Source organism: Pseudomonas sp. GL-B-26 (assembly GCF_019947405.1).
In the GTDB taxonomy this organism is placed as follows: Bacteria; Pseudomonadota; Gammaproteobacteria; order Pseudomonadales; family Pseudomonadaceae; genus Aquipseudomonas.
This window is the reverse complement of the sequence record NZ_JAGYGJ010000005.1, coordinates 74,039-98,444: the sequence shown is the minus strand read 5'-3', so window position 1 is coordinate 98,444 and position 24,406 is coordinate 74,039. Positions and strand designations below refer to the sequence as shown.

The 24,406-nt window shown below is 59.8% G+C and carries 21 protein-coding genes and 1 pseudogene; 17 read left to right on the top strand and 5 right to left on the bottom strand.

Features of this window, described 5'->3' with window-relative positions; translation table 11 throughout:
* Nucleotides 1-199: 199 nt before the first annotated feature.
* Both KGB23_RS05120 and KGB23_RS05115 read right to left on the bottom strand, forming a co-directional pair.
* Nucleotides 200-1,003 (bottom strand): putative hydro-lyase, encoded by an 804-nt coding sequence (locus KGB23_RS05120; protein ID WP_223430226.1) that lies wholly within the window; start codon nt 1,001-1,003, stop codon nt 200-202.
* 91 nt (nt 1,004-1,094) lie between these two features.
* Nucleotides 1,095-2,042 carry a LysR family transcriptional regulator gene (locus tag KGB23_RS05115; RefSeq protein ID WP_223430165.1) on the bottom strand — a complete coding sequence of 316 codons (948 nt, stop codon included), beginning with the start codon at nt 2,040-2,042 and terminating at the stop codon, nt 1,095-1,097.
* A gap of 266 nt (nt 2,043-2,308) precedes the next feature.
* Between KGB23_RS05115 and KGB23_RS05110 the strand changes: the two genes are divergently transcribed.
* Together KGB23_RS05110 and KGB23_RS05105 are read left to right on the top strand one after the other, a co-directional pair.
* Entirely contained in the window at nt 2,309-3,571 is a 1,263-nt protein-coding gene (locus KGB23_RS05110) for an OprD family porin (protein ID WP_223430164.1), read from the top strand.
* A 136-nt stretch (nt 3,572-3,707) separates the two neighbouring features.
* A complete protein-coding gene (locus KGB23_RS05105; protein WP_008145745.1) occupies nt 3,708-3,923 on the top strand; it encodes a molybdopterin-binding protein in 216 nt (71 codons plus the stop codon).
* Nucleotides 3,924-3,958: 35 nt separating this feature from the next.
* Here the strand turns inward: KGB23_RS05105 and KGB23_RS05100 are convergent, their stop codons facing one another.
* Nucleotides 3,959-4,828 carry a LysR substrate-binding domain-containing protein gene (locus KGB23_RS05100; protein WP_223430163.1) on the bottom strand — a complete coding sequence of 290 codons (870 nt, stop codon included), beginning with the start codon at nt 4,826-4,828 and terminating at the stop codon, nt 3,959-3,961.
* Nucleotides 4,829-5,081: 253 nt separating this feature from the next.
* On the opposite strand from KGB23_RS05100, the gene KGB23_RS05095 reads away from it, so the two are divergent.
* The 11 genes and pseudogenes from KGB23_RS05095 (at nt 5,082) to KGB23_RS05045 (ending at nt 16,979) form a co-directional block, all read left to right on the top strand.
* Nucleotides 5,082-5,924 (top strand): transporter substrate-binding domain-containing protein, encoded by an 843-nt coding sequence (locus KGB23_RS05095; RefSeq protein ID WP_223430162.1) that lies wholly within the window; start codon nt 5,082-5,084, stop codon nt 5,922-5,924.
* A 71-nt stretch (nt 5,925-5,995) separates the two neighbouring features.
* The gene (locus KGB23_RS05090) at nt 5,996-6,847 is read left to right on the top strand and encodes a transporter substrate-binding domain-containing protein (protein ID WP_223430161.1); all 852 of its coding nucleotides are present in this window, start codon (nt 5,996-5,998) and stop codon (nt 6,845-6,847) included.
* The gene (locus KGB23_RS05085) at nt 6,844-8,268 is read left to right on the top strand and encodes an FAD-binding oxidoreductase (RefSeq protein WP_223430160.1); all 1,425 of its coding nucleotides are present in this window, start codon (nt 6,844-6,846) and stop codon (nt 8,266-8,268) included. The genes KGB23_RS05090 and KGB23_RS05085 overlap by 4 nt, the downstream gene beginning before the upstream one ends.
* Entirely contained in the window at nt 8,265-9,476 is a 1,212-nt protein-coding gene (locus tag KGB23_RS05080) for an aminotransferase class I/II-fold pyridoxal phosphate-dependent enzyme (protein WP_223430159.1), read from the top strand. Before KGB23_RS05085 ends, KGB23_RS05080 begins: the two co-directional genes overlap by 4 nt.
* Nucleotides 9,473-10,207 (top strand): amino acid ABC transporter permease, encoded by a 735-nt coding sequence (locus KGB23_RS05075; protein WP_223430158.1) that lies wholly within the window; start codon nt 9,473-9,475, stop codon nt 10,205-10,207. Before KGB23_RS05080 ends, KGB23_RS05075 begins: the two co-directional genes overlap by 4 nt.
* A complete protein-coding gene (locus tag KGB23_RS05070; protein ID WP_223430157.1) occupies nt 10,197-10,985 on the top strand; it encodes an amino acid ABC transporter permease in 789 nt (262 codons plus the stop codon). The genes KGB23_RS05075 and KGB23_RS05070 overlap by 11 nt, the downstream gene beginning before the upstream one ends.
* On the top strand, nt 10,972-11,808 hold the full coding sequence (locus KGB23_RS05065) for an amino acid ABC transporter ATP-binding protein (protein ID WP_223430156.1): 837 nt from the start codon (nt 10,972-10,974) through the stop codon (nt 11,806-11,808). Before KGB23_RS05070 ends, KGB23_RS05065 begins: the two co-directional genes overlap by 14 nt.
* A gap of 17 nt (nt 11,809-11,825) precedes the next feature.
* Nucleotides 11,826-12,422, top strand: a complete 597-nt coding sequence (locus tag KGB23_RS05060) for a cysteine dioxygenase (protein ID WP_223430155.1) — start codon at nt 11,826-11,828, stop codon at nt 12,420-12,422.
* Nucleotides 12,419-12,682: pseudogene (locus KGB23_RS05055) on the top strand (glutathione S-transferase N-terminal domain-containing protein); the annotation flags it as partial. The gene KGB23_RS05060 and the pseudogene KGB23_RS05055, both read left to right, overlap by 4 nt.
* A gap of 109 nt (nt 12,683-12,791) precedes the next feature.
* On the top strand, nt 12,792-15,545 hold the full coding sequence (gene metC / locus KGB23_RS05050) for a cystathionine beta-lyase (protein ID WP_223430154.1): 2,754 nt from the start codon (nt 12,792-12,794) through the stop codon (nt 15,543-15,545).
* A 207-nt stretch (nt 15,546-15,752) separates the two neighbouring features.
* Nucleotides 15,753-16,979 carry an RtcB family protein gene (locus KGB23_RS05045; protein ID WP_223430153.1) on the top strand — a complete coding sequence of 409 codons (1,227 nt, stop codon included), beginning with the start codon at nt 15,753-15,755 and terminating at the stop codon, nt 16,977-16,979.
* Between the two features lie 75 nt (nt 16,980-17,054).
* On the opposite strand, the gene KGB23_RS05040 is transcribed toward KGB23_RS05045, so the two are convergent.
* Complete coding sequence (locus tag KGB23_RS05040) at nt 17,055-17,930, bottom strand: LysR family transcriptional regulator (protein ID WP_223430152.1); 876 nt, start codon at nt 17,928-17,930, stop codon at nt 17,055-17,057.
* A 102-nt stretch (nt 17,931-18,032) separates the two neighbouring features.
* Here KGB23_RS05040 and KGB23_RS05035 point away from each other — a divergent pair, with 102 nt between their 5' ends.
* Complete coding sequence (locus KGB23_RS05035) at nt 18,033-18,968, top strand: NADP-dependent oxidoreductase (RefSeq protein WP_223430151.1); 936 nt, start codon at nt 18,033-18,035, stop codon at nt 18,966-18,968.
* Nucleotides 18,969-19,002: 34 nt separating this feature from the next.
* The gene (locus tag KGB23_RS05030) at nt 19,003-19,872 is read left to right on the top strand and encodes an NmrA/HSCARG family protein (protein WP_223430150.1); all 870 of its coding nucleotides are present in this window, start codon (nt 19,003-19,005) and stop codon (nt 19,870-19,872) included.
* A gap of 202 nt (nt 19,873-20,074) precedes the next feature.
* Here KGB23_RS05030 and KGB23_RS05025 read toward each other — a convergent pair whose 3' ends face one another.
* The gene (locus KGB23_RS05025; protein WP_223430149.1) at nt 20,075-21,562 is read right to left on the bottom strand and encodes an aldehyde dehydrogenase family protein; all 1,488 of its coding nucleotides are present in this window, start codon (nt 21,560-21,562) and stop codon (nt 20,075-20,077) included.
* An 817-nt stretch (nt 21,563-22,379) separates the two neighbouring features.
* On the opposite strand from KGB23_RS05025, the gene KGB23_RS05020 reads away from it, so the two are divergent.
* Nucleotides 22,380-23,048, top strand: coding sequence for a haloacid dehalogenase type II (locus tag KGB23_RS05020; RefSeq protein WP_008146451.1), 669 nt, complete (start codon nt 22,380-22,382; stop codon nt 23,046-23,048).
* Nucleotides 23,049-23,084: 36 nt separating this feature from the next.
* The gene (locus KGB23_RS05015) at nt 23,085-24,359 is read left to right on the top strand and encodes an NAD(P)/FAD-dependent oxidoreductase (protein ID WP_223430148.1); all 1,275 of its coding nucleotides are present in this window, start codon (nt 23,085-23,087) and stop codon (nt 24,357-24,359) included.
* Nucleotides 24,360-24,406: the final 47 nt, after the last annotated feature.

Here is a 24,406-nt window from a genome sequence, read left to right as displayed (position 1 = left end):
TCGAGCTTGCGAGGCTGCGTTCGGCTGCGAAGCAGTCGTAAAACCTGTGTGCGAGGTTTAACTGAAACACCGCACTGCCTGATTTCACGACTGCTTCGCAGCCGAACGCAGCCTCGCAAGCTCGACAGCTGCTACGGATGGTGTCGTTTCTTAACTGATGTTTCGGCACAATCCACTGAACTCAAGCACACCCACGTCTTTACAAAGCACTGTTGAACAAATCCGTCACCAGCATGCAGCCGGGCGCATGGGTGATGCACAGTGGCGGGCGTGAGGCCTGCACCACCGATTGAGGCGTCACACCGCACGCCCAGAACACCGGTATTTCGTCAGCTTCAATGGGGACGGCATCACCATAGTCCGGGGTGTTGAGCGCGGGGATGCCGATCAGCGACGGATCACCGATGTGCACGGGGGCGCCGTGGACGTTGGGCATGCGCGCGGTGATTTGAATGGCCTGGATGGCGGCAGCGGCTTTCATCGGCCGCATGCTCACCACCAGCTTGCCACCGAGGCGAGCGGTGGGGCGCGTGTCGATGTTGGTCTGGTACATGGCGACATTGCGCCCCAGGTCGATGTGCTTGAGGGGGATACCGGCATCCAGCAGCGGTTGTTCGAAGGAGAACGAGCAGCCGATGGCGAAGGCCACCAGGTCATCCTGCCAAAGGTGCTCGATATCCAGCGGTTCTTCGCTCAGTTCGCCATTGCGATAAACCCTGTATCGGGGCACATCGTGGCGAATATCAATGGCTGTCCCGAGATTGCGGAAGTACGGATCGCCCGGTTCGGTAATGTCGAGCAACGGGCAGGCTTGACGATTGAGGGTGCAATACCTGAGGAACTCGTTGGCCCAATCACTGGGCAGAATCACGATATTGGCTTGCACCCGGCCTTGGCCCAGGCCGCTGGTGTGACCCTGATAGTGCCCGGCGGCGATGCTTTGGCGCAGGGCGAGAGGTGTGTTGCACTGCAGTTGTTCGAAGGACGGGGCGGGTTGATTCATCATGGCGTCTCAGCAGGTTCGTTGACCCTTTTTAGAAAACCGCAGTGATGCCGTCCAACAAGGAATGTTGTTGCCCCCAGACAACTAAAAGTTATTCAGGGGCCAGTCGGCTGTCGAGGCCCGGAGCCGCCACCATAAGTAACGGACCGACATCCGCAGCGTATTGGCAGACCACCTGGCGGCTCATCTCGATGATGTTCTCGATCAGTTCCAGCCCAACCCCCGCACGCCACGAGGCCACGACATCCAGTTGCGGCAAGCGGGTGCCGGGATCCAGCTGGATCAGCTCGCCGCTGGCCAGGGGTTTGGCCACCAGTGCCGCCGGCAAGGCGCCGATACCGAAGCCGTCACGAATCAGCCGGGTCATGGCTGACACCGAGTTGACGCAACTGACGCGCGGTGTGCTGATGCCATGGGCGTGCAACAAGTTGAGTACATCCTGATGCGGTCGTGAGTGTTTGACGAAGGTGATGATGCGCTCGCCGGCCATCTCGGTGAGCGAGGCATAAGGCCGGGCATAGATCGAGTTGCTGGCGGCGATCCAGTGCATGGGATAGTGCGCCAGCTCAAGGTTGCGCACGCTTTCGTGGCGGATCAGGTCAGTCTGGAAAACGATGTCCAGATAGCCCTTTTTCAACTGCTCGCAGAGATTGCGTGCGGCGTCGGCAGTGATCTCGATTTCGACGGCGGGGAAGGTCTGCATCAGGGTCGACATAAACGGGCTGAGCCAGGTGTGAATCACCGTATCCATCACGCCGATGCGCACCAGCCCCTGCTGCGGGCTGGTGTTGTCCAGCGAGTGTTTCAGTGCGCGCTGAACCTCGAGCATCTGCTCGGCATAGTCGAGCACCTTGAGACCTTCGGGCGTCAGCGACACCCCGCGTGAATCGCGCACGAACAGGCGCAGGCCCAACTCATCTTCCAGCGCGGCGATCCGGCTGGAGATCGCGGCCTGAGTGCTGAACATTTTCTCGGCAGTCAGGCTGAAGCTTTGCAGGCGGGCGACCCAGACGAAGGTTTCGAGGAATTTGAGGTTCATGGCGGTTCCCTTGGCGCTTATGGCTCTTGTAATGAAGGGGCGAGTTGCAATTGTTACTCCAGAGTCCGCCATCGCGGGCATCAAATTTTCTTATGCATAACCTCGTCTTTTTCCCGTTTGACGCCGTTCTGCCCCGGCACGAAGAATCCGCTCCACGACGCAGGTCGCTGCGTCCGCCCCCCACGACAACGCCTTAACAAAAAAACAATGAGGCGTGTCCGTCATCTTCGCTTGCTGCCGCAGGAACCTCTTCCATGGGAAAAATCATGACTGTCCACGTGCCTTCAAAAGCGGGTCGCACCCGCCCATTCAATAGGTGCGCCCCGGTTGGCACATTGCTCGGCCTGAGTCTGCTCTGTGCACCGACCGCTCAGGCGGATTTCGTCGCGGACAGTAAAGGCAGCCTGGAAGCGCGCAACTTCTACTTCAACCGTGATTTTCGCCAGGACGGTTCACGCGACAAGGCCGAGGAATGGGCGCAGGGTTTTCTGTTGCGAATGGAGTCCGGTTACACCGCTGGCACGTTTGGGTTTGGCCTGGATGTGTTGGGCATGGCCGGTTTCAAACTGGACTCTGGTGGAGGGACGGCGGGGACTAATCTGTTGCCGCCGAATGGCTCCGGCGGCTCGCAGGATCGCTATGGCGAGTTAGGCCTGACAGGCAAAATGCGCGTATCCAACAGCACCCTGAAGTTTGGAACGTTGCAGATCAAGGACCCGGTGGTGAGTTCCAACGATACCCGCCTGTTGCCGAGTACGTTCAAGGGCGGCCTGGTGAATGTGCAGGAAATCGATCGTTTGAAGCTCACGGGCGGTCAACTCACACAGATCAATTTTGTCGACTCCACCGACTATCAAGACATGACCGCCAACCGTATCGGCGGGCAGAGCGACAGGTTTCAGTTTGCCGGGGCTGACTATCAATGGTTGCCGAACCTCACGACCCAATACCGCTACGGCAAGCTTGAAAACATCTACCAGCAAAATTATCTCGGCCTTGTGCACTCGCTGGACCTGGGCGCCGGCCAGTCGCTCAAGAGCGACGTGCGCTATGCGCGCAGTACCGAGGACGGCAACTTTCGTGATATCGACAACCAGGCCTTCGGTGCGTTGTTCACCTATAGCCTGGGCGGCCATGCGCTGGGCTTTGGCTATCAGCGCATGAGCGGCGACGATCCGTTTCCGTATATCGGGCGCAGCGATCCGTACCTGGTCAACTTCGTGCAGATCGGTGACTTCGCCAACGTCGACGAGCATTCCTGGCAAGCGCGCTACGACTACAACTTTGCCGCACTCGGTGTGCCGGGGCTGACCTTCATGACGCGCTACATCTCTGGCGACAATGTGCAACGCACTGCGCCGGGTGAAGGCAAGGAATGGGAGCGCAACACCGATATCGCTTACGTGGTACAGGACGGTAAGTTGAAAGGGCTCGGCCTTAAATGGCGCAACGCATCAGTGCGCTCGAACTTCGGTAATGACCTGGATGAGAATCGCCTGATCGTCAGCTATACCGTGGCGTTGTGGTAGATGCTTGGTGGGCTTTATATTCTATAAAGGAATAAGTAAATCTATATTTATTCCTTTTAATATTGGTCTGGGGCGTGCATTTTGAAGGCCTGCACATCCGTGCGGATGTATTCGACATCAGACAGGAAGCCTCATCATGACCATCAAAGCGATCAACGTCCGCAACCAGTTCAAGGGTGTCATCAAGGAAATTGTGACAGGCGAAGTGGTCTCCGAAATCGATGTGCAAACCGCCTCCGGCATCGTCACCTCGGTGATCACCACCCGTTCAGTGCGCGATCTTGAATTGAAAGTGGGGAGCGAGGTGATTGCCTTCGTTAAATCCACCGAAGTCTCGATCGCCAAGCTCTGAAAGGGCCAGGGCTTGAATCCGCGGAGCCGCTCACGTCAAGAAAAGGACAGCCCCTGGCTCGCGCGAATCAAGTCATAGGCCTTTCGGGCAATCAAGTTCGCGGTGTTGGGCCTGATCCACAGGTAGTAGGTCACGTCCGGCAGCCGCGGCAACCCGTCATTTTCACCCAGCACGCGCATGTCTGGTCCGAGCATCTCCATGCTTCGGGGGGTGACCCCCAGGCCTGCGCGGGTCGCGGCCTTGATGCCAATCAGATTCGACGCCAGATACGCCTGGCGCCAACTGATATTGGCGCGTTCCAGCGCCTCCAGGGCATAGCGCCGGTAGATGCTCGGTTCATCCACGAGGATCAGTGGCAATGGTTCGCCGGGGTTGTGAATGTACTGCGCCGAGCAGATCCACCACACCGGCGAAGTGCGTAAGGCGAAGCCTTCCAGGCTTGGGTCCTGGCGGGTGGAGATCACCATGTCGACCTTGCCCCGGTGCAAGTCGTCCATCAGAAACGGGCTGCGCCCGACATCGATCTCCAGACGCAAGCGCGGTGCCGAGCGGGCGATGTGGCTGAGGATCGGCGGCAGGATGGTGTCGGCAATGTCGTGGGGCGAACCGATGCGCAACACGCCACTCAAGCTGCTTTCACGCAGGGAGTTCAGCGCCTCGTCGTTGAGCGACAGCATCTGCCGGGCATGACGCAGTAACTGCAAGCCGGGTTCGGTGAGTTGTTTTTGCCGCCCGCGCTTTTCGAACAGGCTCACCCCCACTTGCTGTTCCAGGCGTTGCATGTGTTGGGTGACCGACGATTGCGTGCGGGCCAGTTGCGCACCTGCCTCGGCAAAACTGTGGTGATCAACTACGGCAATGAAGGTGCGCAGTAATTCGAGATCGAGAGTGAGTGAGGTCGGCATGGCCATTTCCGGGGCTGTTTTTATATCAAGGCTGAAAACATAAACATTACGTTTGTTTATGTATTTTTGCTGATTTTTTCTTTGAAGGATATTTGGTGTCAGTAAATACGGGTTTTATGGAAATGCGCTCTCGGTGCGAACACGGGAAGTTATAACGATATTAGATATTTGAATTTCCGTTACTTCAACGCTGTACCTAGGATGCCTCCACATCAGGTCGGGGGTACGCCGATCAATCATCAGGGGAAGATCCATGTCGAAAAAGTGCTCAGCCGTTAAACAATTGTTGCCTGTGATGCTGGGCGCCTTGATCTCGCTGGTTGCCAGCAATAGTGTCCGGGCTGATGCAACCCTGGACAAGATCGAACAACGGCATGTGCTGGTGGTCGGTGTGTTGCTGTCCGGCGGCCCGTTTGGCGGGATTGATCCGACGAGCCAAAAGCCGCGCGGTTTGAATGTCGATCTCGCTCAGGAGCTGGGACGGCAAATGGGTGCCGAGGTGCAGCTGGTGCCGGTATTGCCCGCCAACCGCGTGCAGTTCTTGCAGCAGGGCAAAGTCGATTTGCTGATTGCCAACATGGAGTGGACCGCCGAACGCGGCGAGATCCTCGGGTTTGTGCCGACGCCGTTCTACCGTGTTGGTGGTACCGCAGCGGTGCTCAGGGACAGCAAGATCACCCGTTGGGAAGACCTGAAAAACCAACCGGTCTGCACCTCCCAGGGCAGCAGTTACATCAAGCCGCTGACCGAGTTGGGCGTCGAGATCAAAGCTTTCAAGAGTTCGTCGGAATCCCTGCTGGCGTTGCGTGGCAACAACTGCGTCGCGGCGGTTCATGACGCCACGCTGATCAATCCGCTGCTCGCCGGCACCGCCGAATGGCAGGGCTATCGCGCGCTTACGCCGGAACTCAATCCCGCGCCGTCGGTGATCTGGACCCGCCCTGGAGAAAGCGATACCCAGGCCAAGCTCGATCCGATCGTCAAGGAACTGCACCGCAGCGGCTGGTTGATTGAGGCCCAGACCCGCAACCACATCACGCCCGCATCACCCGCCCTGGTGGAACTGCAGAAACAGTTCCAGGCCAACGGCGCCTGACTCCCGGTTCTCCACCTCATCGTTTTCAACAGACCGTCCTTTTGCCGGGCGGTCGTTCAAGGTAGTCGTGCATGAACCGATTTTTTTCTGCCAGAACCCTGGCCACGCTTTGCCTCGCCTGGTCCGCCGCGTTAGGTGCCAGCCTTGCCCAGGCCGATGCCACGCTGGACAAGATCGAGCAACGCCACGCCATCACCGTCGGGGTGATTCTCAGTGGTCCGCCATTCGGCACCATCGACCCGAAGAGCGGCGAACACCTGGGCTACAACGTCGAACTGGCCAAGGGCATCGCCAAGGCCTTGGGCGTCGAAGCGAAGACCGTTTCGGTACTGGCGCCCAACCGCGTGCAGTTCCTGCAGCAGGGCAAGGTCGACATCCTGATCGCCAATATGCAGTTCACCGAAGAGCGCGGCGAGATTCTCGATTACGTGCCCACGCCTTATGAAGAAGTCGGCGGCGCCGCGTTGATTCGCAAAGGCGCTGGCGTGACTCAATGGGCCGATCTGAAGGGCAAGCCGGTGTGCGTGTCCCAGGGCAGCAACTTCATCAAGCCGTTGCAGGAAAACTACGGCGCAGAGATCAAGGCGTTCCGCAGCCAATCCGAATCGTTGTTGTCGCTACGCGGCAATGGTTGCGTGGCGGCGGTGCATGTCAGTCCGACCATGCACGCGCTGTTGAACGATGCCGAGTGGGCTGATTATGAGATCCCGCTGCCGGGTGATTTGATCCCGTCGAACTCGGTGATCTGGCTGCGCAAAGGCGAGCACGATACCCAGGCAAAACTGGATGCCATCGTGCGCGACTGGCACCGCAGCGGCTGGCTGATCGAATTGGGCGAGCGCACGGGGATGACGCCGTCCCAGGCGTTGCGTGATCTGCATGAGCAGTACCGCAACGCCGCTCCGCTGGCGGTGCAGCCATGAGTCAGACGTTGTTCGTGGCCTTGCAGCAATTGCTCGGCGCCAGCCATGTGCAGAGCAGCGAAGAGGCCGCGCACTACCTGACGGACAAACAGGGCCGTTACGTCGGGCAGGTCATCGCTGCGGTGCATCCGGCGAATACCGAGGAAGTCGCGGCCGTGGTTCGCGCGTGCGTGGCCAGTGATACGCCGGTGGTGGTGCAGGGCGGCAACACCGGGCTGATGGGCGGCGCGACCCCGGATGCCAGCGGCCGAGCAGTGTTGCTGTTGCTCGATCGGCTGAATCGTGTGCGGGTAGTGGACACAGACAACGACACCCTGACCGTCGAAGCGGGCTGCATTCTGCAAACCGTCCAGGACGTTGCGCGTGACGCCGGCCGGCTATTTCCCCTGAGTCTGGGCGCCGAAGGCAGTTGCACCATCGGCGGCAATCTGGGCACCAATGCCGGCGGCACCGCGGTGCTGCGTTATGGCAATACCCGCGAGCTGACCCTGGGCCTGGAAGTGGTCACCGCCGAGGGCGAAATCTGGAATGGCCTGCGCGGCTTGCGTAAGGACAACACCGGCTACGACTTGCGTGACCTGTATATCGGCAGCGAAGGCACCCTCGGCATCATCACCGCCGCAACCCTGAAACTCTTCCCGCTGCCCAAGGCGCAGGCGACGGCACTCTTGGCTTTCAGCTCCCTGGACCAAGCGGTGCAATTGCTGTCCCATGCCCGCGCCGGTTTCGGTGCCAGTCTCACCGCGTTCGAACTGCTCAGTGCCGACTGCCTCGCGCTGCTGCGCGAGCAATTTCCGCAAGGTCCGCAACCTTTTCTCGGCGCCAGGCAGCCTTGGTTTGCGCTGTTGGAACTGTCCGACAACCACAGCGAAGCCCATGCCCGCGAAGCGTTTGAAGACGTGCTGGGGGAGGCCTTCGAACGCGAGTTGCTGGCCGATGCGTTGATCGCCGAAAGCCTGGCCCAGAGCGAAGCCCTGTGGCTGTTGCGGGAGAGCATGAGCGAGGCGCAGAAGCGCGCCGGTCGCAACATGAAGCACGACATTTCAGTACCGATTTCCCAGGTCGCGGCGTTTGTCACCCACACCGATGCGTTGTTGCAGGCGCATTTTCCCGGTGTCCGTCACTTCACCTTCGGCCATTTGGGCGACGGCAACCTGCACTACAACATTGCTCATCCGCTTGATTCAACGGTCGAGGCGCACATGGCCCATTACGCAGCGTTGAGTCTGCTGGTGCACGACAGCGCCCACGCCCACGGCGGTTCGATCAGCGCCGAACACGGCATCGGCCAGCGCAAACGGGACATGCTCGGGCGCTACAAAAGCCCGGTGGAACTCGACCTGATGCGCCGGATCAAGCAGGCGCTGGACCCGAAAAACCTGCTCAATCCGGGCAAGGTATTGGAGGTGGTTCAGCCATGACTCTTCGCCTGTCCAAGCGCGTGCAGCGCATCTCTCTGTCGGCCAATGCCGCCGCCAAATCCCAAGCCACCGCACTGCGTGATGCCGGTCGCGACATTCTCGACCTGACCACCGGCGAGCCGGATTTCGACACCCCCGAACACATCAAGCAGGCCGCTTATGCCGCCATCGCCGCCGGTGCCACCAAGTACACCCCGACACCGGGCGTAACAGCCTTGCGTGTCGCGGTGCAACGCAAACTCCGGCAGGAAAACCGTCTGGACTATCCGCTGGAATCGATCGTGATTGCCAACGGAGCGAAGCAGATCATTTTCAATGCCTTCGCCGCGACCCTCGATGACGGCGATGAAGTGCTGGTGCCGACGCCGTACTGGCCGTCCTTCCCGGACAGCGTGCGCTTCAATGGCGGCGAGCCGGTGTTCATCGAGTGCGCACTGGCGCAGGGATGCAAGATCACGGCACAACAGCTGGCCCAACACATTGGCGAGCGGACTCGCTGGCTGATCCTCAACGGCCCCGGCAATCCCAGCGGCGCGGTGTATAGCGCGGCCGAATTGCAAGCCTTGGCCGAGGTGCTGCGTCGCCATCCGCAGGTGCTGATTCTGCTGGATGAACTCTACGAACATATTCGCTTTGACGGTCAGCCAGCGCAGAGCCTGCTCAATGTCGCGCCGGATCTGCAGCCGCGCTGCCTGCTGGTGGGCGGTGTGTCCAAGACGTACGCCATGACTGGCTGGCGCATCGGTTTCGGTGCCGGGCCGCAAGTGCTGACCAACGCCATGGCGGTCGTGCAATCGCAATCCACGTCGGGGGCTTCTTCGGTGGGGCAAGCTGCTGCGTTGGCGGCCTTCGAAGGCGGACTGGATTTCTTGCCAGAGCAGGTGGCGGCCTATCAGCAACGCCGGGATTTACTGGTGAGCGCCTTACGCAAAGTGGAAGGTCTCGAGGTGCTCGAACCTCGAGGTGGCTTCTTCGTGTTTGTCCGCTGCGCCGGGTTGCTGGGGCGTTATCGTCCGGACGGCGTATGCCTCAACAGCGACGCCGATGTCGTGGCGTATCTGCTGGAGGAGGGCGTGGCCGGTGTGGCGGGCAGCGCTTATGGCTTGTCGCCGTGGTTTCGCCTGTCCATCGCCACGGCGACGGAAAGCGTTGCCGAAGCCGGACGTCGCATCGCTCACGCTTGCGCGCAATTGCGGGGCGAACCATGAGCCATTGGCTGGAGCTTTTCGTCCATTGGGCTGCCGGGTTGGGCCTGAACTACGGTTTTCTGCTGGACGCCTACCAGCGCGGAACCCTGGAGCAGGGTGCGCTGACCACGGTGCTGCTTTGCCTGTTCACCATTGTCGGCAGCCTGCTGGCCGGTGTCGGGTTGGCGGCAATGCTGACCTCTGGAAAACCCTGGCTGGCGAAACCGGCACGCCTATTTGTCGAGGTCACCCGCAACACACCGACGTTGGTGCAGCTGTATTGCGCCTTCCTGGTGCTGAACATGCTGCTGACTCAAGCCGTCGGCGCGGCCAACCCGCTGACGCCGTTCGCCTGGGTGGTGATCGTGATCTCGTTGCACAAGGGCGCGTTCCATGCCGAAGCCTTGCGCGCCGGCATCGAGGCGGTGCCGACCGTGACGCTGGAAGCCGCCAGTTCACTGGCGTTCAGCAGCCGTCAGTTGCTGTGGAATGTGCAGCTGCCATTGGCCCTGCGCTTTGCTTTGCCGTCACTGATCAACAACCTGATCGACCTGGTGAAAATGACGGCCGTGGCTTCGGCCATTGCCGTGGGGGACATCACTTACGCGGCGATCATGATCTGGACCCAAAGCGACAACGTGCTGGAGCTGATGATTCTGATCCTGAGCTTTTTCGGCCTGCTGAGTTTTATCGTCAATTGCGTAGGGCGCTACCTTGAAGCGCGCCTGAGGATGCCCGGCTATGGCCATTGAATCGTCCGTCACCGCCCCGATGGCCTGGCCTCGGCGGCATGTCGGCAAGCTGCTGTTGTTGATGTGCGTCGTGCTGTGGCTGGTGTATGTCGCCCCGCACAGCCCGGTGTTCAAGGCCTTGCTGCAATGGTCGCCGGCGCTGGCCGTAGGCTTTGGCCAGAACATTCTGATCAGCCTCGTCGCTATCGGTCTGGGGTCGTTGCTGGGGCTGTTGGTCGGCGCGTTGGCGCTATCGCCACTGCGACTGCTGCGCTTGCCGGCACGGATCTGGGTGCAGATTTTCCGTAACGCGCCCTGGCTGGTGCTGATCTATTTCACTACCTACGTGTTCCCGTTCGAGATCCACATCGGCAGCGCCTATGTCTCGTTCCCGGACTGGGTCAAGGTCACCCTCGGCCTGGCCTTGCCGGCGAGCGCCAACGTGGCGGAAATCTTCCGTGGCGCCATTGCCTCGATCCCCAGCACCCAATGGGAAGCCGCACGTTCCCTGGCATTCACTCGAGGGCAGATTTTCCGTTCGATCATCCTGCCGCAGTGCTTCAAACGCATGTTGCCGCCGTGGATGAACCTTTACGCGGTGATCACCATGGGCACCGCGCTGGCGTCCCTGGTGGGCGTGCATGACGTGATCGACACCGCGCAAATCGCCAGCAACACCGTGAACATGACCGGCTTCACCGTGGTGATTTACCTGAGCCTGTTGGTGCTGTTCTTTGCCTATTGCTACCCGATTTCCCGACTCACCCAACGCCTGGAGCGACGTTATGCCTTCTACTGAAACCGTCGCCGAGCCCCTGGTCAGCCTGCGCGACCTGCACCTGTCGTTTGGCAACAACCCGGTGCTCAAAGGCATCGACCTCGACGTGCATCGCGGCCAGGCCGTGTCGATCATCGGCCCGTCCGGCTCCGGCAAATCGACCATTCTGCGCTGCATTACCGGCCTGTTGCAGCCCCAGCGCGGCAGCATCCGCGTCGGTACGACCGAGGTTCACACCCTGGCCCAGGAATCCCAGCGCATCGAGTTGCGCAAGCGTGTGGGGTTTGTATTCCAGCAATACAACCTGTTCCCGCATTTGTCGGTACTGGAAAACCTGGTGATTGCCCCGCGCAAGGTGCTGGGACGCAACCGGATCGACGCCGAGAAAGACGCCCGCGCCTTGTTGGCCAAGGTGCGGATGGAACACAAGGCCGATGCCTATCCGGGCCAGCTCTCGGGCGGTCAGCAACAACGGGTGGCGATTGCCCGCGCCCTGGCGATGCGTCCGGAACTGATTCTGTTTGATGAGGTGACCTCGGCCCTCGATCCGGAGACCGTCGGTGAGGTGCTGACGGTGATTCGCGAGCTGACCGAAGAGGGCATGACCTGCGTGCTGGTCACCCACGAAATGCGTTTCGCCGAAGAGATCAGCGACATTGTCTACTTCACCGAGAACGGCGTGATCGTCGAGCACGGCAGTGCCGCGCAAATTTTTCAGCACCCGACCAGCGAGCGCACCCAGGAGTTTTTGCGTCACGCCCTGGGTGATCCGTGCCGTCGGCCGCCCATCGCCAATGATCCGTATCTGTTGACCAACCTGGGTCGTTACAGCCTGTCCGTCTAATACCGAGGAGCCTGTTCATGAGTACCGTTAACCGTGCCGCCGTCATCGAGGATTTCCTGAAGAAAATCCGCGTCATCCATCAACGGGGCGTCGACCGCGCCGCGCTGGTGGAAATCGTTTCCTTGCTTGAAGTCCTGGCCGAGCGCCGTGATCTGTTCAATTTCGACCAGTTCCCCGCGCCGGTGCCGGGGCAGGGCAGCACCGCATTCCGCTACCGTCTCAATGACGACGGCGACACGCCGACGCTGTACCTGAATTCGCTGTTGCCGGGCAAAAGCACGATCCCGCATAACCATGAAACCTGGGCGATCATCAGCGCGGTCGAAGGCCAGGAAATCAACTACGTCTACCGTCGTGATGACGAAGGCCGCGAGCCCGGTTTCACCACCTTGCACCTGGAAAAGGAAGTGATCGTGCAACCCGGCACCTCCATCTCGTTTCTCGGCGAAGACCTGCACGGCATTCGTGTCGAAGGCGAGCAGGCGACCCTGCATTTCCACCTGTACGGTTTGCCGCTGGAGTCCCTCAATGGCCGTTACGGCGTCGAGGCCGACGGGCGCATCCTCAATTACAACGCCTCGCAAATGGCGCCGTCGATCAAGGCCTACGCATGATCGATCTGTATTACTGGCCGACTGGCAATGGCTTGAAGATCGGCATCCTGCTTGAAGAGCTGGAGCTTGAGTACCGCCTGCTGCCGGTCAATATCCGTGAAGGCGAGCAGAAGCAGGCAGCGTTCCAGCGCATCAGCGCCAATGGGCGGATTCCGGCGATTGTCGACCATGCGCCGCAGGGCTTGATCGAGCCGCTGAGCCTGTTCGAGTCCGGTGCCATCCTCAAATACCTGGCCGACAAGGCCGGGCGTTTCCTGCCGGCGGCCGGCAATGCCGAACCATTCAGCGTGCGTACGCAAAGGGCCGGGAAGTCGCGGCCAATGAGCGCTCTCTGGCGCTTCAATAACTCTTTTTTCAAACGGGAACCCCATGAGCCAGACCGTAACTCCAGGGCAACTGCAGCAGTGGCTGTTCGACGGGCAGGAAATTGCCCTGTTTGACGTGCGCGAGCACGGCCAATATGGCGAAGCCCACCTGTTTTTCGGGGTGAATTTGCCCTACAGCCGTCTGGAGCTGGAGGTCCGGCGTCTGGCGCCGAATCCTCAGGTTCGGCTGGTGATCTATGACCAGGACGGCGTGGATGTCGCGGTGCGTTCCGCTCAACGTCTGCAGGCGCTCGGATATAGCCAGGTGCATGTGCTCGAGGGCGGTGCCGATGGCTGGCAGGCTGCCGGTTTTCAGCTGTTTGCCGGGGTGCATGTGCCTTCCAAGGCCTTCGGTGAATTGGTCGAAGAGGCCAGCCATACGCCACATGTCACCGCGCAGCAACTGGCCGAATGGCAAGAGCGGGGCGAGCCGCTGGTGGTGCTCGACGGTAGGCCGTTCGATGAGTACCGCAAGATGACCATTCCCGGTTCGGTGTGCTGCCCGAATGGTGAGCTAGGTTATCGCGTCCACGATCTGGTGCCGGACGAAAGCACGCCAATCGTGGTCAATTGTGCCGGTCGGACCCGCAGCATTATCGGCGCCCAGACGTTGATCAATCTGGGGTTGAAAAACCCGGTCTACGCGTTGGAAAACGGAACCCAGGGTTGGTATCTGGAAGATTTTCAGCTGGAGCATGGCAGCACCCGACGTTATGGCGAGGCGGTGTCATCTGGCACGTTACCGGGCCGGCGACTCGCTGCTGCGCAACTGGCGGAGCGGGCCGGTGTGAAGACCGTTGAGGCGGCGCAGGTCGAGCAATGGGCCAGGGAGGGCGGTCGCAGTCTGTTTTTGTGTGATGTGCGCACCGCCGAGGAGTTTGCTGCGGGCAGTCTGGCCGGTGCACAACACACACCGGGCGGGCAGTTGATTCAATCCACCGATCTGTATATCGGTGTGCGTCAGGCGCGGTTGGTGCTGCTCGACAGTGATGGCGTGCGCGCACCGATCGTTGCCAGTTGGTTGCGGCAGTTGGGGCATGAAGCGTATGTCCTGGAGGGTGGCGTGAGCAGCGGTCTGACGTTGGCTGCTGTCGAGGTTGCCGCTCACAAGGCGTTGCCTTCGATTACAGTATTGGCGCTGGCTGATGCACTGAAGGACGACGCCGTTGTGTTGATTGACCTGCGACCGAGCATGACTTATCGCAAGGGCAATATCGTCGGGTCGCGCTGGTCGATTCGCTCGTTGTTGGCGTCTGAAGTGGCCGGTGAGCAACGGCCACTGGTGTTGGTCGCCGATGATCCTTTGCTGGCTGCTTTCGCGGCGCAGGAGCTGCCGGAAAATCAGCGCCTTCAAGTCCGGCTGCTGGACGGCGGGATCGATGCCTGGCGCGCAGAGGGGTTCGCGGTGCAGGAAAATCCGACCACGCCTTCCAATCAACAGTGCATCGATTTTCTGTTCTTCACCCACGACCGTCACGCCGGCAACAAGGACGCGGCGCGTCAGTACCTGGCCTGGGAAATCGGTTTGCTGGCGCAGATGAGCAACGACGAAATCGCCAGTCTCAAGCCGCTGCGCGACACAGTGCCCCGCGATGCCCGGGTGCGTACACGTCTGGTCCATTCGGCGCGTACCGAACAGGGCAATGGCGGTCGGGCAGTCAACGTGCCGGTCACGCGGTTGAGCACGGTGCTGTTCGATAACCTGGCGCAAATGCGCGACGCCCGTGCTCGCCGTGATAGCGAGCGGGTCCTGAGCTATGGCGCTCGAGGCAATCCGACGGCCTTCGCCCTGGAAGATCTGGTGACGGAGTTGGAGGGTGGTTACCGCACGCGCTTGTTCGGCACCGGGCTGGCGGCGATCGCGCAGACCTTCCTGGCCTACCTGCGGCCCGGCGATCACGTACTGATCAGCGACGCGGTGTACGCGCCTGTGCGACGGCTGGCCCGTGAGTTTCTTCAGCCGTTCGGCATTCAGGTCAGCTACTTCGCCCCTGATGGCAGCAGCCTGCATGCGCAACTGCAAGCCAACACCAAAATGGTCTATACCGAAGTGCCGGGCTCCTTGCTGTATGAGCTCTGCGACTTGCCGGCCATCGCCGCCCTGTGCAAACCGCGAGGCATTCTCCTGGCCGTCGACAACACCTGGGGCTCGGGTTACCTGTACCGACCGCTGGCCCTCGGCGCGGACATCTCAATCATGGCGTTGACCAAGTACCTGTGCGGCCACAGCGACGTGGTCATGGGCAGCGTCTGCACCCGACAAGACGTGTGGCAGCCACTGGCGTCCATGGCCGACACCTTTGGCGCCACGGTCAGCCCCGACGATGCCTACCTGGTGCTGCGCGGCGCACGAACCCTGGCGCCGCGACTGGAAGTGCACGAACGCCAGGCGCTGGAAATCGCTCATTGGCTGCAAGCGCAACCGCAGGTGAAACGGGTGTTCCATCCAGCGTTACCCGATCATCCCGGTCACGCCCTGTGGCAGCGCGATTTCAATGGCAGCAACGGTTTGCTGTCCTACGAGCTGGGTGATGCGGACCCGACCTACGTCGAACGCTTTATTGATTCGCTGCAGTTGTTTGGGCTTGGCGCTTCATGGGGTGGTTATGAAAGTCTGATTGCTGTTGCCGATACCACGGATCGCGACAGTGCTGCAGACCGTTCATTGAATCCGGTGCTGCGGTTGCATATCGGGCTTGAGGATGTCGAAGCGTTGATTGAGGACCTGGAACGCGGGTTTGCAGCTATGGATCACTAGGTTCCATCGCCAACAGCTCAAAGGGTGCCTATTCCACAAAAAACGCCGCTCACTGAGCGGCGTTTCTGTTATCGGTGAGTAAACAAATTTGTCCCCTTTTTTCCGCGAAGTAGGAGAATCAAAGCTGGCGCGTCGGCTGCTATGCCTTTTTCACCCCAGGCGCCTGCCCAACGTCGAACAGTCGACCAATCGAAAAGAATCGAAGTCATGCAAGAACATACCTACCAACTGCTGGAAGTCGCCAACGGTAAACCGATCAAGCTCTGGACCGAAGGCGTCCCGGTAGAAAACGAAGCCAGACAGCAATTGATGAACACCGCCAGGATGCCGTTCATCTTCAAGCATCTGGCGGTGATGCCCGATGTACACCTGGGCAAGGGCTCGACCATCGGCAGTGTGATTCCAACGGTCGGCGCGATCATTCCAGCCGCCGTCGGGGTGGATATCGGTTGCGGCATGATCGCCGCATGCACGTCGCTGACCGCCAGTGATTTACCAGACAACCTGCATGGCTTGCGTTGCGCGATCGAGAAAGCGGTGCCCCATGGCCGCACCGGGGGGCGCGGCGGTCGGGACAAGGGCGCCTGGGACAGCGTTCCGCATCAGGCGGACCGGGCCTGGGCGGCACTGGACCCGCGGTTCAAGGCGATCACCGGCAAGTACCCGAAACTCGCCAACACCAACAACCGTGGGCACTTGGGCACGCTGGGCAGCGGGAACCACTTCATCGAGGTGTGCCTGGATGAAACCAACCGGGTCTGGTTCATGCTGCACAGCGGTTCCCGTGGCGTTGGCAACGCCATTGGTAACCTGTTCATTCAAATGGCTCAGACGGACATGCGTCAGCACCTCGCCAATCTGCCGGACCGTGACCTGGCTTACTTTAAAGAGGGCAGCCGGCACTTCAATGACTACGTCGAAGCAGTCGGCTGGGCTCAGGACTTCGCCAGGCAGAACCGTGTATTGATGATGCAAGCGGTGATTCAGGCGACCCGAAAAGTGATCAGCAAGCCTTTTGAGGTTGCGCTGGAAGCGGTGAACTGCCACCACAACTACGTGCAGAAAGAGCGACATTTTGGTGAGGATATTCTGGTCACCCGCAAAGGCGCGGTATCGGCCAAGAAGGGCGAACTGGGGATTATTCCGGGATCGATGGGCGCCAAAAGTTTCATCGTCCGCGGGCTGGGTAACGAGGAATCGTTCTGCTCCTGCAGCCACGGCGCCGGCCGCACCATGAGTCGTACCAAAGCGAAAAGCCTGTTTACCGTCGAAGACCAGATCCGCGCCACCGCCCACGTGGAGTGCCGCAAGGATGCCGCCGTCATCGATGAAATTCCGATGGCCTACAAGGACATCGACCACGTCATGCACGCCCAGCGAGATTTGGTGGAAGTGCTGCACACCTTGCGTCAGGTGGTGTGCGTAAAAGGATAGAGAAAAATAGGCGCGCGCTCATTACCGCGCGGTTCCGGTGCGGCCGAATCAATACCTGAGACTAGTGAAGGTCTTCTATCCCTTTAGTACCAGAGACATGTCCGGATATTTCGCGCACATGAAATCGACGAATGCGCGAACCTTCGGAGCAGCAAGGCGCCTGGACGTGTGCAAGACCCAGAGCTCGGGTTCTACACCCGATACCGTGCCCCACTGGACCAACTCGCCACGGGCAAGCTGGTTCCATGCGATGGACTGTGGAATGAGGGCTGCACCACCGCCAGCGATAGCCGCATCGCGGATCATCAACAACGAAGAGAACCGCAGCTTGGGGATGGGCTCCAGGACCAAGTGTCCTCCATCGAGTTTCCAGTGGGTGGGCTGGAAATTCGAAGCCACGATGCTAGAAACTGGTCTGGTCGCGCCGGGCATTGGCTTAGGTACTTCGGGCGCAGCCACTACAACCAGCCGGTCCTTGGCGAAGCAGCGGCCGACCAGACTGCTGTCTGGGCTCGGGTTGATCCGGATGGCGACGTCAAATTGTTCCTCCACAAGGTCAACCAGGCGATCCTCCGCCACCACTTCGATTTCGACCTCCGGGTAGGCGGCACAGAATTCAGCGCCAATGCGGCCCATTGCAAGCTGCGAGAACAGGGCCGGGGCAGCGACACGCAAGCGTCCGCGAGGCGTCGATACGCCCTCACGGGCCGCCGTCATGGCTTCAGCCACCTCGCCCAACGGACCTTCTGTTCGAGCCATCAGCATCTCACCAGCTTCGGTGAGCTTCAGTCCGCGAGCGCTGCGCTCGATCAGCCTCACGCCCAGTTGTTCCTCAAGGTCGGAGATTCGGCGCGATAAGGTTGCTTTGGATATGCCGCTCGCACGGCTCGCCTTTCCGAGCCCCTCATTCGTTGCGACGAGCGTGAAATCGATCAGAGCGTTCAGATTCATGGTGTTCCATTTTTGAAACGAAGTGTCTGCATTTTGGTGTCTCCGCTTTAACTGCGCAACAGCCTATCTTCTCGTCATCGGAACTCGATACGAGGAACTGCAATGAGTACCATGCAACGCGCTGTACTGATCCGGGCATACGGCGGCGCTGACGCCGCGGTAGTGGCCGAGATCGAAAAGCCGGAACCAGGGCAAGGCCAGGTTCTGATTCGAGTTCGAGCCGCTGGGGTGAACGGCATCGATTGGAAGGTCCGTGAAGGCCATGTGCGAAATGCTTTCCCGCTTCCACTACCAATAGTACTGGGCGCCGAAATGGCGGGTGTTGTCGAGGCTGTCGGTCCCGGTGCCTCTCGCTTTCGTGTTGGCGATCGCGTCATGGGCGCGGTGGGAGGACTGGGCGCGTACGCCGAATTCGTGAGCGTCAGTGAAGCGAGCCTCTCCCTTACGCCTGAAGATCTTGATGACGTCCATGCTGCCGCTGTACCCGTCGCAGCCGTGGCGGCCTGGAAGAGTCTTCATCACGCAGGGCCGATTCATCCAGGCCAGCGAATCCTTATTCACGGCGCTGCCGGTGGGCTGGGCGGATATGCCGTGCAGTACGCCAAGCGGGCCGCCGCCGAGGTCTTCGCAACTGCGGGCACGGCTGACCTGGATTATGTGCGCAGCCTCGGCGCCGATCATGTCATCGATTATCAATCCCAACGTTTCGAGGACGTCGTCCAGGACATTGACCTGGTGCTCGACTACGTCGGGGGTGAGGTACTGGATCGCTCGTGGCAGGTGTTGGCGGAAAACGGCGTCATTGTCGGCACGTCATCACCCGACATTCTGGCGCGCACGCCGGCGAATCGCCGAGGCCTCTGGTTCATGAACAAGCCCGCCCCCGAATTGCTGGAGACGCTGGCCCAAGAAATCGTCAGCGGCACACTGCAGTCCAGGATCGGCAAGGTCGTTGGCTTCGCCGACATCCCTGAGGCCATCGAACGCAATCGTAGCGCTTCACGGACTGGCAAGGTCGTTGCGGACTTCTCTCGCTGAGCCACCCTAAATATCCACTGTAGGAGATTCAAAAATGAGCATTCTCGTTATTGGTGCCACGGGCACTATTGGTTCACTCATCACTCAGGGCCTTGCCAGCGCGGGCGCCGAGGTTAAAACGCTAGTGCGCCAATCGGGTAAGCGGGACTTCCCGGCCGGCGTCACTGAAGTTGTCGCAGACCTCACCGATGTACCTTCGATGCGCGTCGCGCTGTCGTCGGTGCGGACGCTGTTCCTGCTCAACGCCGTTACGCCCGATGAGGTGACGCAAGCGCTCATCACGCTGAACCTCGCCCAAGAGGCAGGCATCGAGCGCATCGTCTATCTGTCGGTGATTCATGCCGACAAGTTCACCAATGTTCCGCACTTCACCGGCAAGCATACGGTTGAACGCATGATCGAAAGCCTCGACATCCCCGCAACCATTCTGCGTCCGGCTTACTTCATGCAAAACGAACTCATGGTCCAGCAGACGATTCAGAACTACTCGGTATACCCGATGCCAATTGGCTCGGCGGGCGTCTCGATGATAGATGCGCGTGACATCGCCGATGTTGCCGTTGCAGAGTTGCTGCGACGCGACAAAGCATCTTCTGCCCTGGATCGTGTAACGCTGGAGTTGGTCGGGCCGCAGGCACTTACCGGTGCCTCTGTGGCGAAGATCTGGAGCTCCGCCCTGGGTCGCGACATTGCCTACGGCGGTGACGATGTAGCAGCCTTCGAAGGACAGCTGGCTTCGTACGGTCCCACCTGGTTGGCTTATGACATGCGCCTGATGATGGCGGGTATCCAGACGTTCGGCATGCAAGCAACTGAAGGAACCGTAGAACAGCTTCAGACCATCATCGGGCACCCACTGCGCACCTATGAAGACTTCGTTCGCGAGGCCATTGCAGAGGTTTAAACAGCTTGGGCAGTGAGGACGGGTTTATTTTTTTGGCTGGTGCGTCGCACCCATAAAAAATCTGTCCTCGTTTGCCATACCACTACTCCCTCAATGGACGAACGGCGCCAGACATTGCCGGCAGGAACATAGGGTCGAGCTGCGCTCCCTAAGCCAACTTCCGGATAGCCGAATTGGACGGCACCGAACATTTGAATGAGTTCTACGTGCGGGAAGTACTATCAAGTGATCCGCCAAATCCAATGATTGCCTTGGTTTCCAGGTATTCCTCCAAGCCATAGACACCATATTCACGACCATTGCCGGATCTTTTGTAGCCACCGAATGGAGCCATTGGATTCCAGGCGGGGTAATTCAGAAGCACTTGTCCCGCGCGGATACGAGAGGCCACTGCACGCGCCAGATCAAGGTTCTGAGACTGAACATGGGCGCCTAGGCCGTATACCGTATCGTTCGCGATAACGACCGCCTCATCGATCGTTTCATACGGAATGATACACAGCACCGGCCCGAAAATTTCTTCCTGGGCGATCCGCATTGCGGTGTCTACGTCGGAGAATACTGTCGGTCGAGTGTAGAAGCCCTTTTCAAAACCCGGCACACGTCCAGGTCCGCCGCAAATGAGTTTTGCACCCTCATCCAGGCCAGCCTCGATCATGGCTTGCACGCGATTGAACTGGGCCTCGTTGGCAATGGGACCGAGCACCGTATCTTCCGATCGCGGATCACCGACGATGATCGCATTGGCGGTCGCGGCAGCCAGTGATTCGACCTCCGCCAGCCTGTCCTTAGGTACGATCATTCTTGTCGGGGCGCTGCACGATTGTCCGACGTTGCGGAATGCCGACATCACGCCCAGTGGGACGGCTTTGGCGAAGTCGGCGTCGGGAAGCAGAATGTTCGGGGATTTGCCTCCCAGTTCTTGTGTGACGCGCTTCACCGTATGGGCGGCCGCCTGTGCGACCAGCGCGCCCGCACGGTTGGAGCCGGTAATCGAAATCATATCGATATCAGGATGCGCAGCCATCGCTGCGCCGACCTCGTGACCACTACCATTCACGAGGTTGAAGACGCCAGGTGGAAGGCCCGCGTCGTGGACCAGTTGTGCAAAAAGAAGGGCGCTTAGAGGCGACAGTTCGCTTGGTTTGAGGACCACAGTGCATCCTGCAGCAATAGCCGGGGCGACTTTCGCGGTGATTTGATAAAGCGGCCAGTTCCACGGAGTGATGAGACCGCAGACGCCTATGGGTTCGCGTTCGATCGCGGTTCCACCTTCAACTGTCTGGAAACGGTAAGTGGACAGCAGATCGCGGGCGACCCGAACGTGTTCGGCTGCGAGAGGCACTTGCATTGCCCGGGCGGAACTGATGGCAGCGCCCATTTCGAGAGAGAGGGCCTGCGCGAGCACTTCTTTACGCTCAAGGATGAGCTCATGGATCTTTCCAAGGACAAGCGCGCGCGACTCTGCGCAGGTAGCAGACCAACCAGGAAACGCTGCGCGTGCCGCCGCTACTGCCCGATTAACATCCTCGGCAGAGCCTTGCGCGACCTGCGCAACGACCTCTTCAGTTGCCGGATTGACCACCGGCAAACTTGCGGGAGTTGCCGGGGAAGACCAACAGCCATTGATATAAAATTTGTGAGACGTTTGCTGATCAACGCTGTAGCTATTCGAAGATTTAGTTGTCATATAACTGGCTCCCTAGAGCGGTAATAGGCACCGTAAGCAGCAGAGGGCGGTCTGGCTCGCGAACTTGCAAGGGCCGTGACGATTAGGACATCGCTATGCCGGGTCTGCTCAATAAGCTAACAAAGCGTGCCAGATGAAATGTGCTGTTCTTCGAGTTCGCAAGGGAGAATCTGCTGTATCTGTCAGGCTGACTTTGTATGAGAGCAAGTTGACCCGATTTCGTCAGTAACCTATCTGATAGACAGCTCAATGAGACCATTACTGGTCAGTGCGGTCGCAGGCTCATCGGTGGCGGTGGTGGGCCATATAGATAAGCAGGAAGGGACGTGGTGCTGCGTCGTGCAATGCGCCGCCTTTGTAGAGCTGTCACGACGCGTACAGATGTTGCTTTGACCGGTATGTCACACCTATCGCTAATAGAAGCAAGGTTGTCCCAAGGCGCATTGAAGCCTTGACTAGCTCCGCCTCACCTCGCAGCACAATCAGCGGGCGCGTGCTCAGCGAACACTCTCGTTCTCCTTCAACCAGGCATAAATGCCGCCGCACATTGCGGTGTGCATGGCTTGCCAGCGCACCAAAACAGCTCGCAAAGGCTTGAAAACACGGGGTAGAACGCCCGGGTCTGGAGCGTCCCGCAAAGTCTGCTGAGCAAGGCCTGCAAAACGGTGGTTTGTACCAAGCAGCCTATACTTTTAACAGTTTATGCGTGGTCTCTTGGTGTTGTAATAAATCCGTGATGCAGCGTTGCACCGGTGCTTCCCGAACGGAGTAACTGCTTGACCCGTCATGACCTCAACAATCATTAAGGACCGCACTCATGAGCTTTCTTCGACCCAAGTTTATTACCTTTGACTGCTACGGCACGTTGACCAACTTTCAAATGGGAAACATGACGCGCGAACTGTTCGCCGATCGTGTCCCTGCCGAGCAAATGGATCAGTTCGTCAAGGACTTCTCCGCCTATCGCCTGGATCAGGTGATGGGTGACTGGCGGCCATATGATGAGATTATCAAGACCTCCCTGGCGCGGGTCTGCAAGCGTTGGGGTGTCGAGTACAAAGGCGAAGGCCAGCTCTACTACGACGCCGTCCCGACTTGGGGTCCGCATGCTGACGTGCCGGCTGGCCTGGCGAAAATCGCCGACAAGATTCCGCTGGTGATTTTCTCCAACGCGATGGACGAGCAGATCATGTCCAACGTCGACAAGCTCGGCGCACCTTTCCATAAAGTCTTCACCGCACAACAAGCCCAAGCCTATAAGCCGCGCCTGGCCGCCTTCGAGTTCATGCTCGATAACCTCGGCTGCGGCCCAGAGGATGTTCTGCATGTGTCCTCGAGCTTCCGTTATGACTTGATGCCGGCCCACGACATGAAGATCAAGAACAAGGCCTTCGTCGCCCGTGGTCACGAACAGCCGGCGAATGCGGTCTATGGCTACCACCAGATCCCGGATATCGGCGGTTTGGCCGGGTTGGTCGGTCTCTAAGTCTCACGGCACTCTTCAAGGCAAAAGGGGTTAGACATGGGCAGTGAGTCCTATTGGCTCGATACCGCACCGCAATTCACCGGTGCTCAGCTCGGCGCATTGCCCGGGCAGGTCGATGTGGCCATCGTCGGTGGTGGTCTCACCGGCCTGGCGGCGGCCCGGGCCCTGGCCTTGAAGGGGGCCAGTGTGGTGGTGCTGGAAGGAGGGCGGGTAATTGGCGAGGCGTCAGGACGCAATGGCGGTCAGTGCAACACCGGCGTTGCCCAGGACTACGCGGCACTCAGCGCCAGCCTCGGCGCTGATAAGGCGCGTGCTTATTACCAGGCCTATGAAAGCGCCGTACAGAGCGTCGTCTCATTGGTGGAGCAGGAGCAGATTGCCTGCGACCTCAAGCGCAACGGCAAGCTCAAGCTGGCTGCCAAGCCGATGCATTACGAAGGTTTGGCGCGCACCTGCGAATTGATTCGGCGAGAGGTCGACGCCGAGGTCGAGTTGCTCTCTGCGCAAGAGGCCCGTGCTGAAGCCAACTCGGTCCAGTTCCATGGAGGCTTGCTGCAGCGCAACGGCGTGCAGATGCACGTCGGGCGCTTCGGTGTCGGGCTGGCCGAGGCGGCAGCACGTCACGGCGCGTTGATCTTTCAGGGCGTGTCGGTGACGGACTGGAAAGCCAGTGCCGGCGGCTATCAGGTCAACACCACCAAAGGCTCGCTACACGCCACTCAGATTCTGCTGGCCACAGGCACCAGCCAGCAGGGCGGATTGGGCTGGTATCGGCGGCGGATCGTGCCGGTGGGCAGTTTCGTGATAGTCACCGAGGTGCTACCGCAGGCCCTGATCGACAGCTTGCTACCGGCACGGCGTTCCTATGTCACCAGCCGCATGATCGGTAACTACTTCCGCCTGACGCCGGACAACCGCTTGCTGTTTGGCGGTCGTGCCCGGTTTGCCATGTCCGACAGCATTTCAGACGCCAAGAGCGGCAAAGTGTTGCAGGCGGCGATGGTCCAGATGTTCCCACAACTGGCTAACGTGAAGATCGACTATTGCTGGGGTGGCCTGGTGGATATGACCTCCGATCGGTTGCCCCGGGCCGGGCAGCATGGAGGGGTTTATTACTCCATGGGTTACAGCGGTCATGGGGTGCAAATGTCGGTGCACATGGGGCAGGTCATGGCCGAGGTAATGGCCGGCAAGGTCGAGGCCAACCCGTGGCGCGAACTCGAGTGGCCAGCTATTCCCGGGCATTTCGGCAAACCCTGGTTCCTGCCTCTGGTGGGGGCGTATTACCGCCTGCAGGACTACCTGCACTGAGTTCATGGTGTTGCTTTACGTTTCAATCACACAACGTTAATCGCGAG

Excerpts from the sequence above, each read along its gene's own strand:
- KGB23_RS05120 (WP_223430226.1), bottom strand. The coding sequence starts at position 1,003 with ATGAATCAACCCGCCCCGTCCTTCGAACAACTGCAGTGCAACACACCT.
- KGB23_RS05115 (WP_223430165.1), bottom strand. The coding sequence starts at position 2,042 with ATGAACCTCAAATTCCTCGAAACCTTCGTCTGGGTCGCCCGCCTGCAA.
- KGB23_RS05110 (WP_223430164.1), top strand. The coding sequence starts at position 2,309 with ATGACTGTCCACGTGCCTTCAAAAGCGGGTCGCACCCGCCCATTCAAT.
- KGB23_RS05105 (WP_008145745.1), top strand. The coding sequence starts at position 3,708 with ATGACCATCAAAGCGATCAACGTCCGCAACCAGTTCAAGGGTGTCATC.
- KGB23_RS05100 (WP_223430163.1), bottom strand. The coding sequence starts at position 4,828 with ATGCCGACCTCACTCACTCTCGATCTCGAATTACTGCGCACCTTCATT.
- KGB23_RS05095 (WP_223430162.1), top strand. The coding sequence starts at position 5,082 with ATGTCGAAAAAGTGCTCAGCCGTTAAACAATTGTTGCCTGTGATGCTG.
- KGB23_RS05090 (WP_223430161.1), top strand. The coding sequence starts at position 5,996 with ATGAACCGATTTTTTTCTGCCAGAACCCTGGCCACGCTTTGCCTCGCC.
- KGB23_RS05085 (WP_223430160.1), top strand. The coding sequence starts at position 6,844 with ATGAGTCAGACGTTGTTCGTGGCCTTGCAGCAATTGCTCGGCGCCAGC.
- KGB23_RS05080 (WP_223430159.1), top strand. The coding sequence starts at position 8,265 with ATGACTCTTCGCCTGTCCAAGCGCGTGCAGCGCATCTCTCTGTCGGCC.
- KGB23_RS05075 (WP_223430158.1), top strand. The coding sequence starts at position 9,473 with ATGAGCCATTGGCTGGAGCTTTTCGTCCATTGGGCTGCCGGGTTGGGC.
- KGB23_RS05070 (WP_223430157.1), top strand. The coding sequence starts at position 10,197 with ATGGCCATTGAATCGTCCGTCACCGCCCCGATGGCCTGGCCTCGGCGG.
- KGB23_RS05065 (WP_223430156.1), top strand. The coding sequence starts at position 10,972 with ATGCCTTCTACTGAAACCGTCGCCGAGCCCCTGGTCAGCCTGCGCGAC.
- KGB23_RS05060 (WP_223430155.1), top strand. The coding sequence starts at position 11,826 with ATGAGTACCGTTAACCGTGCCGCCGTCATCGAGGATTTCCTGAAGAAA.
- metC (WP_223430154.1), top strand. The coding sequence starts at position 12,792 with ATGAGCCAGACCGTAACTCCAGGGCAACTGCAGCAGTGGCTGTTCGAC.
- KGB23_RS05045 (WP_223430153.1), top strand. The coding sequence starts at position 15,753 with ATGCAAGAACATACCTACCAACTGCTGGAAGTCGCCAACGGTAAACCG.
- KGB23_RS05040 (WP_223430152.1), bottom strand. The coding sequence starts at position 17,930 with ATGAATCTGAACGCTCTGATCGATTTCACGCTCGTCGCAACGAATGAG.
- KGB23_RS05035 (WP_223430151.1), top strand. The coding sequence starts at position 18,033 with ATGAGTACCATGCAACGCGCTGTACTGATCCGGGCATACGGCGGCGCT.
- KGB23_RS05030 (WP_223430150.1), top strand. The coding sequence starts at position 19,003 with ATGAGCATTCTCGTTATTGGTGCCACGGGCACTATTGGTTCACTCATC.
- KGB23_RS05025 (WP_223430149.1), bottom strand. The coding sequence starts at position 21,562 with ATGACAACTAAATCTTCGAATAGCTACAGCGTTGATCAGCAAACGTCT.
- KGB23_RS05020 (WP_008146451.1), top strand. The coding sequence starts at position 22,380 with ATGAGCTTTCTTCGACCCAAGTTTATTACCTTTGACTGCTACGGCACG.
- KGB23_RS05015 (WP_223430148.1), top strand. The coding sequence starts at position 23,085 with ATGGGCAGTGAGTCCTATTGGCTCGATACCGCACCGCAATTCACCGGT.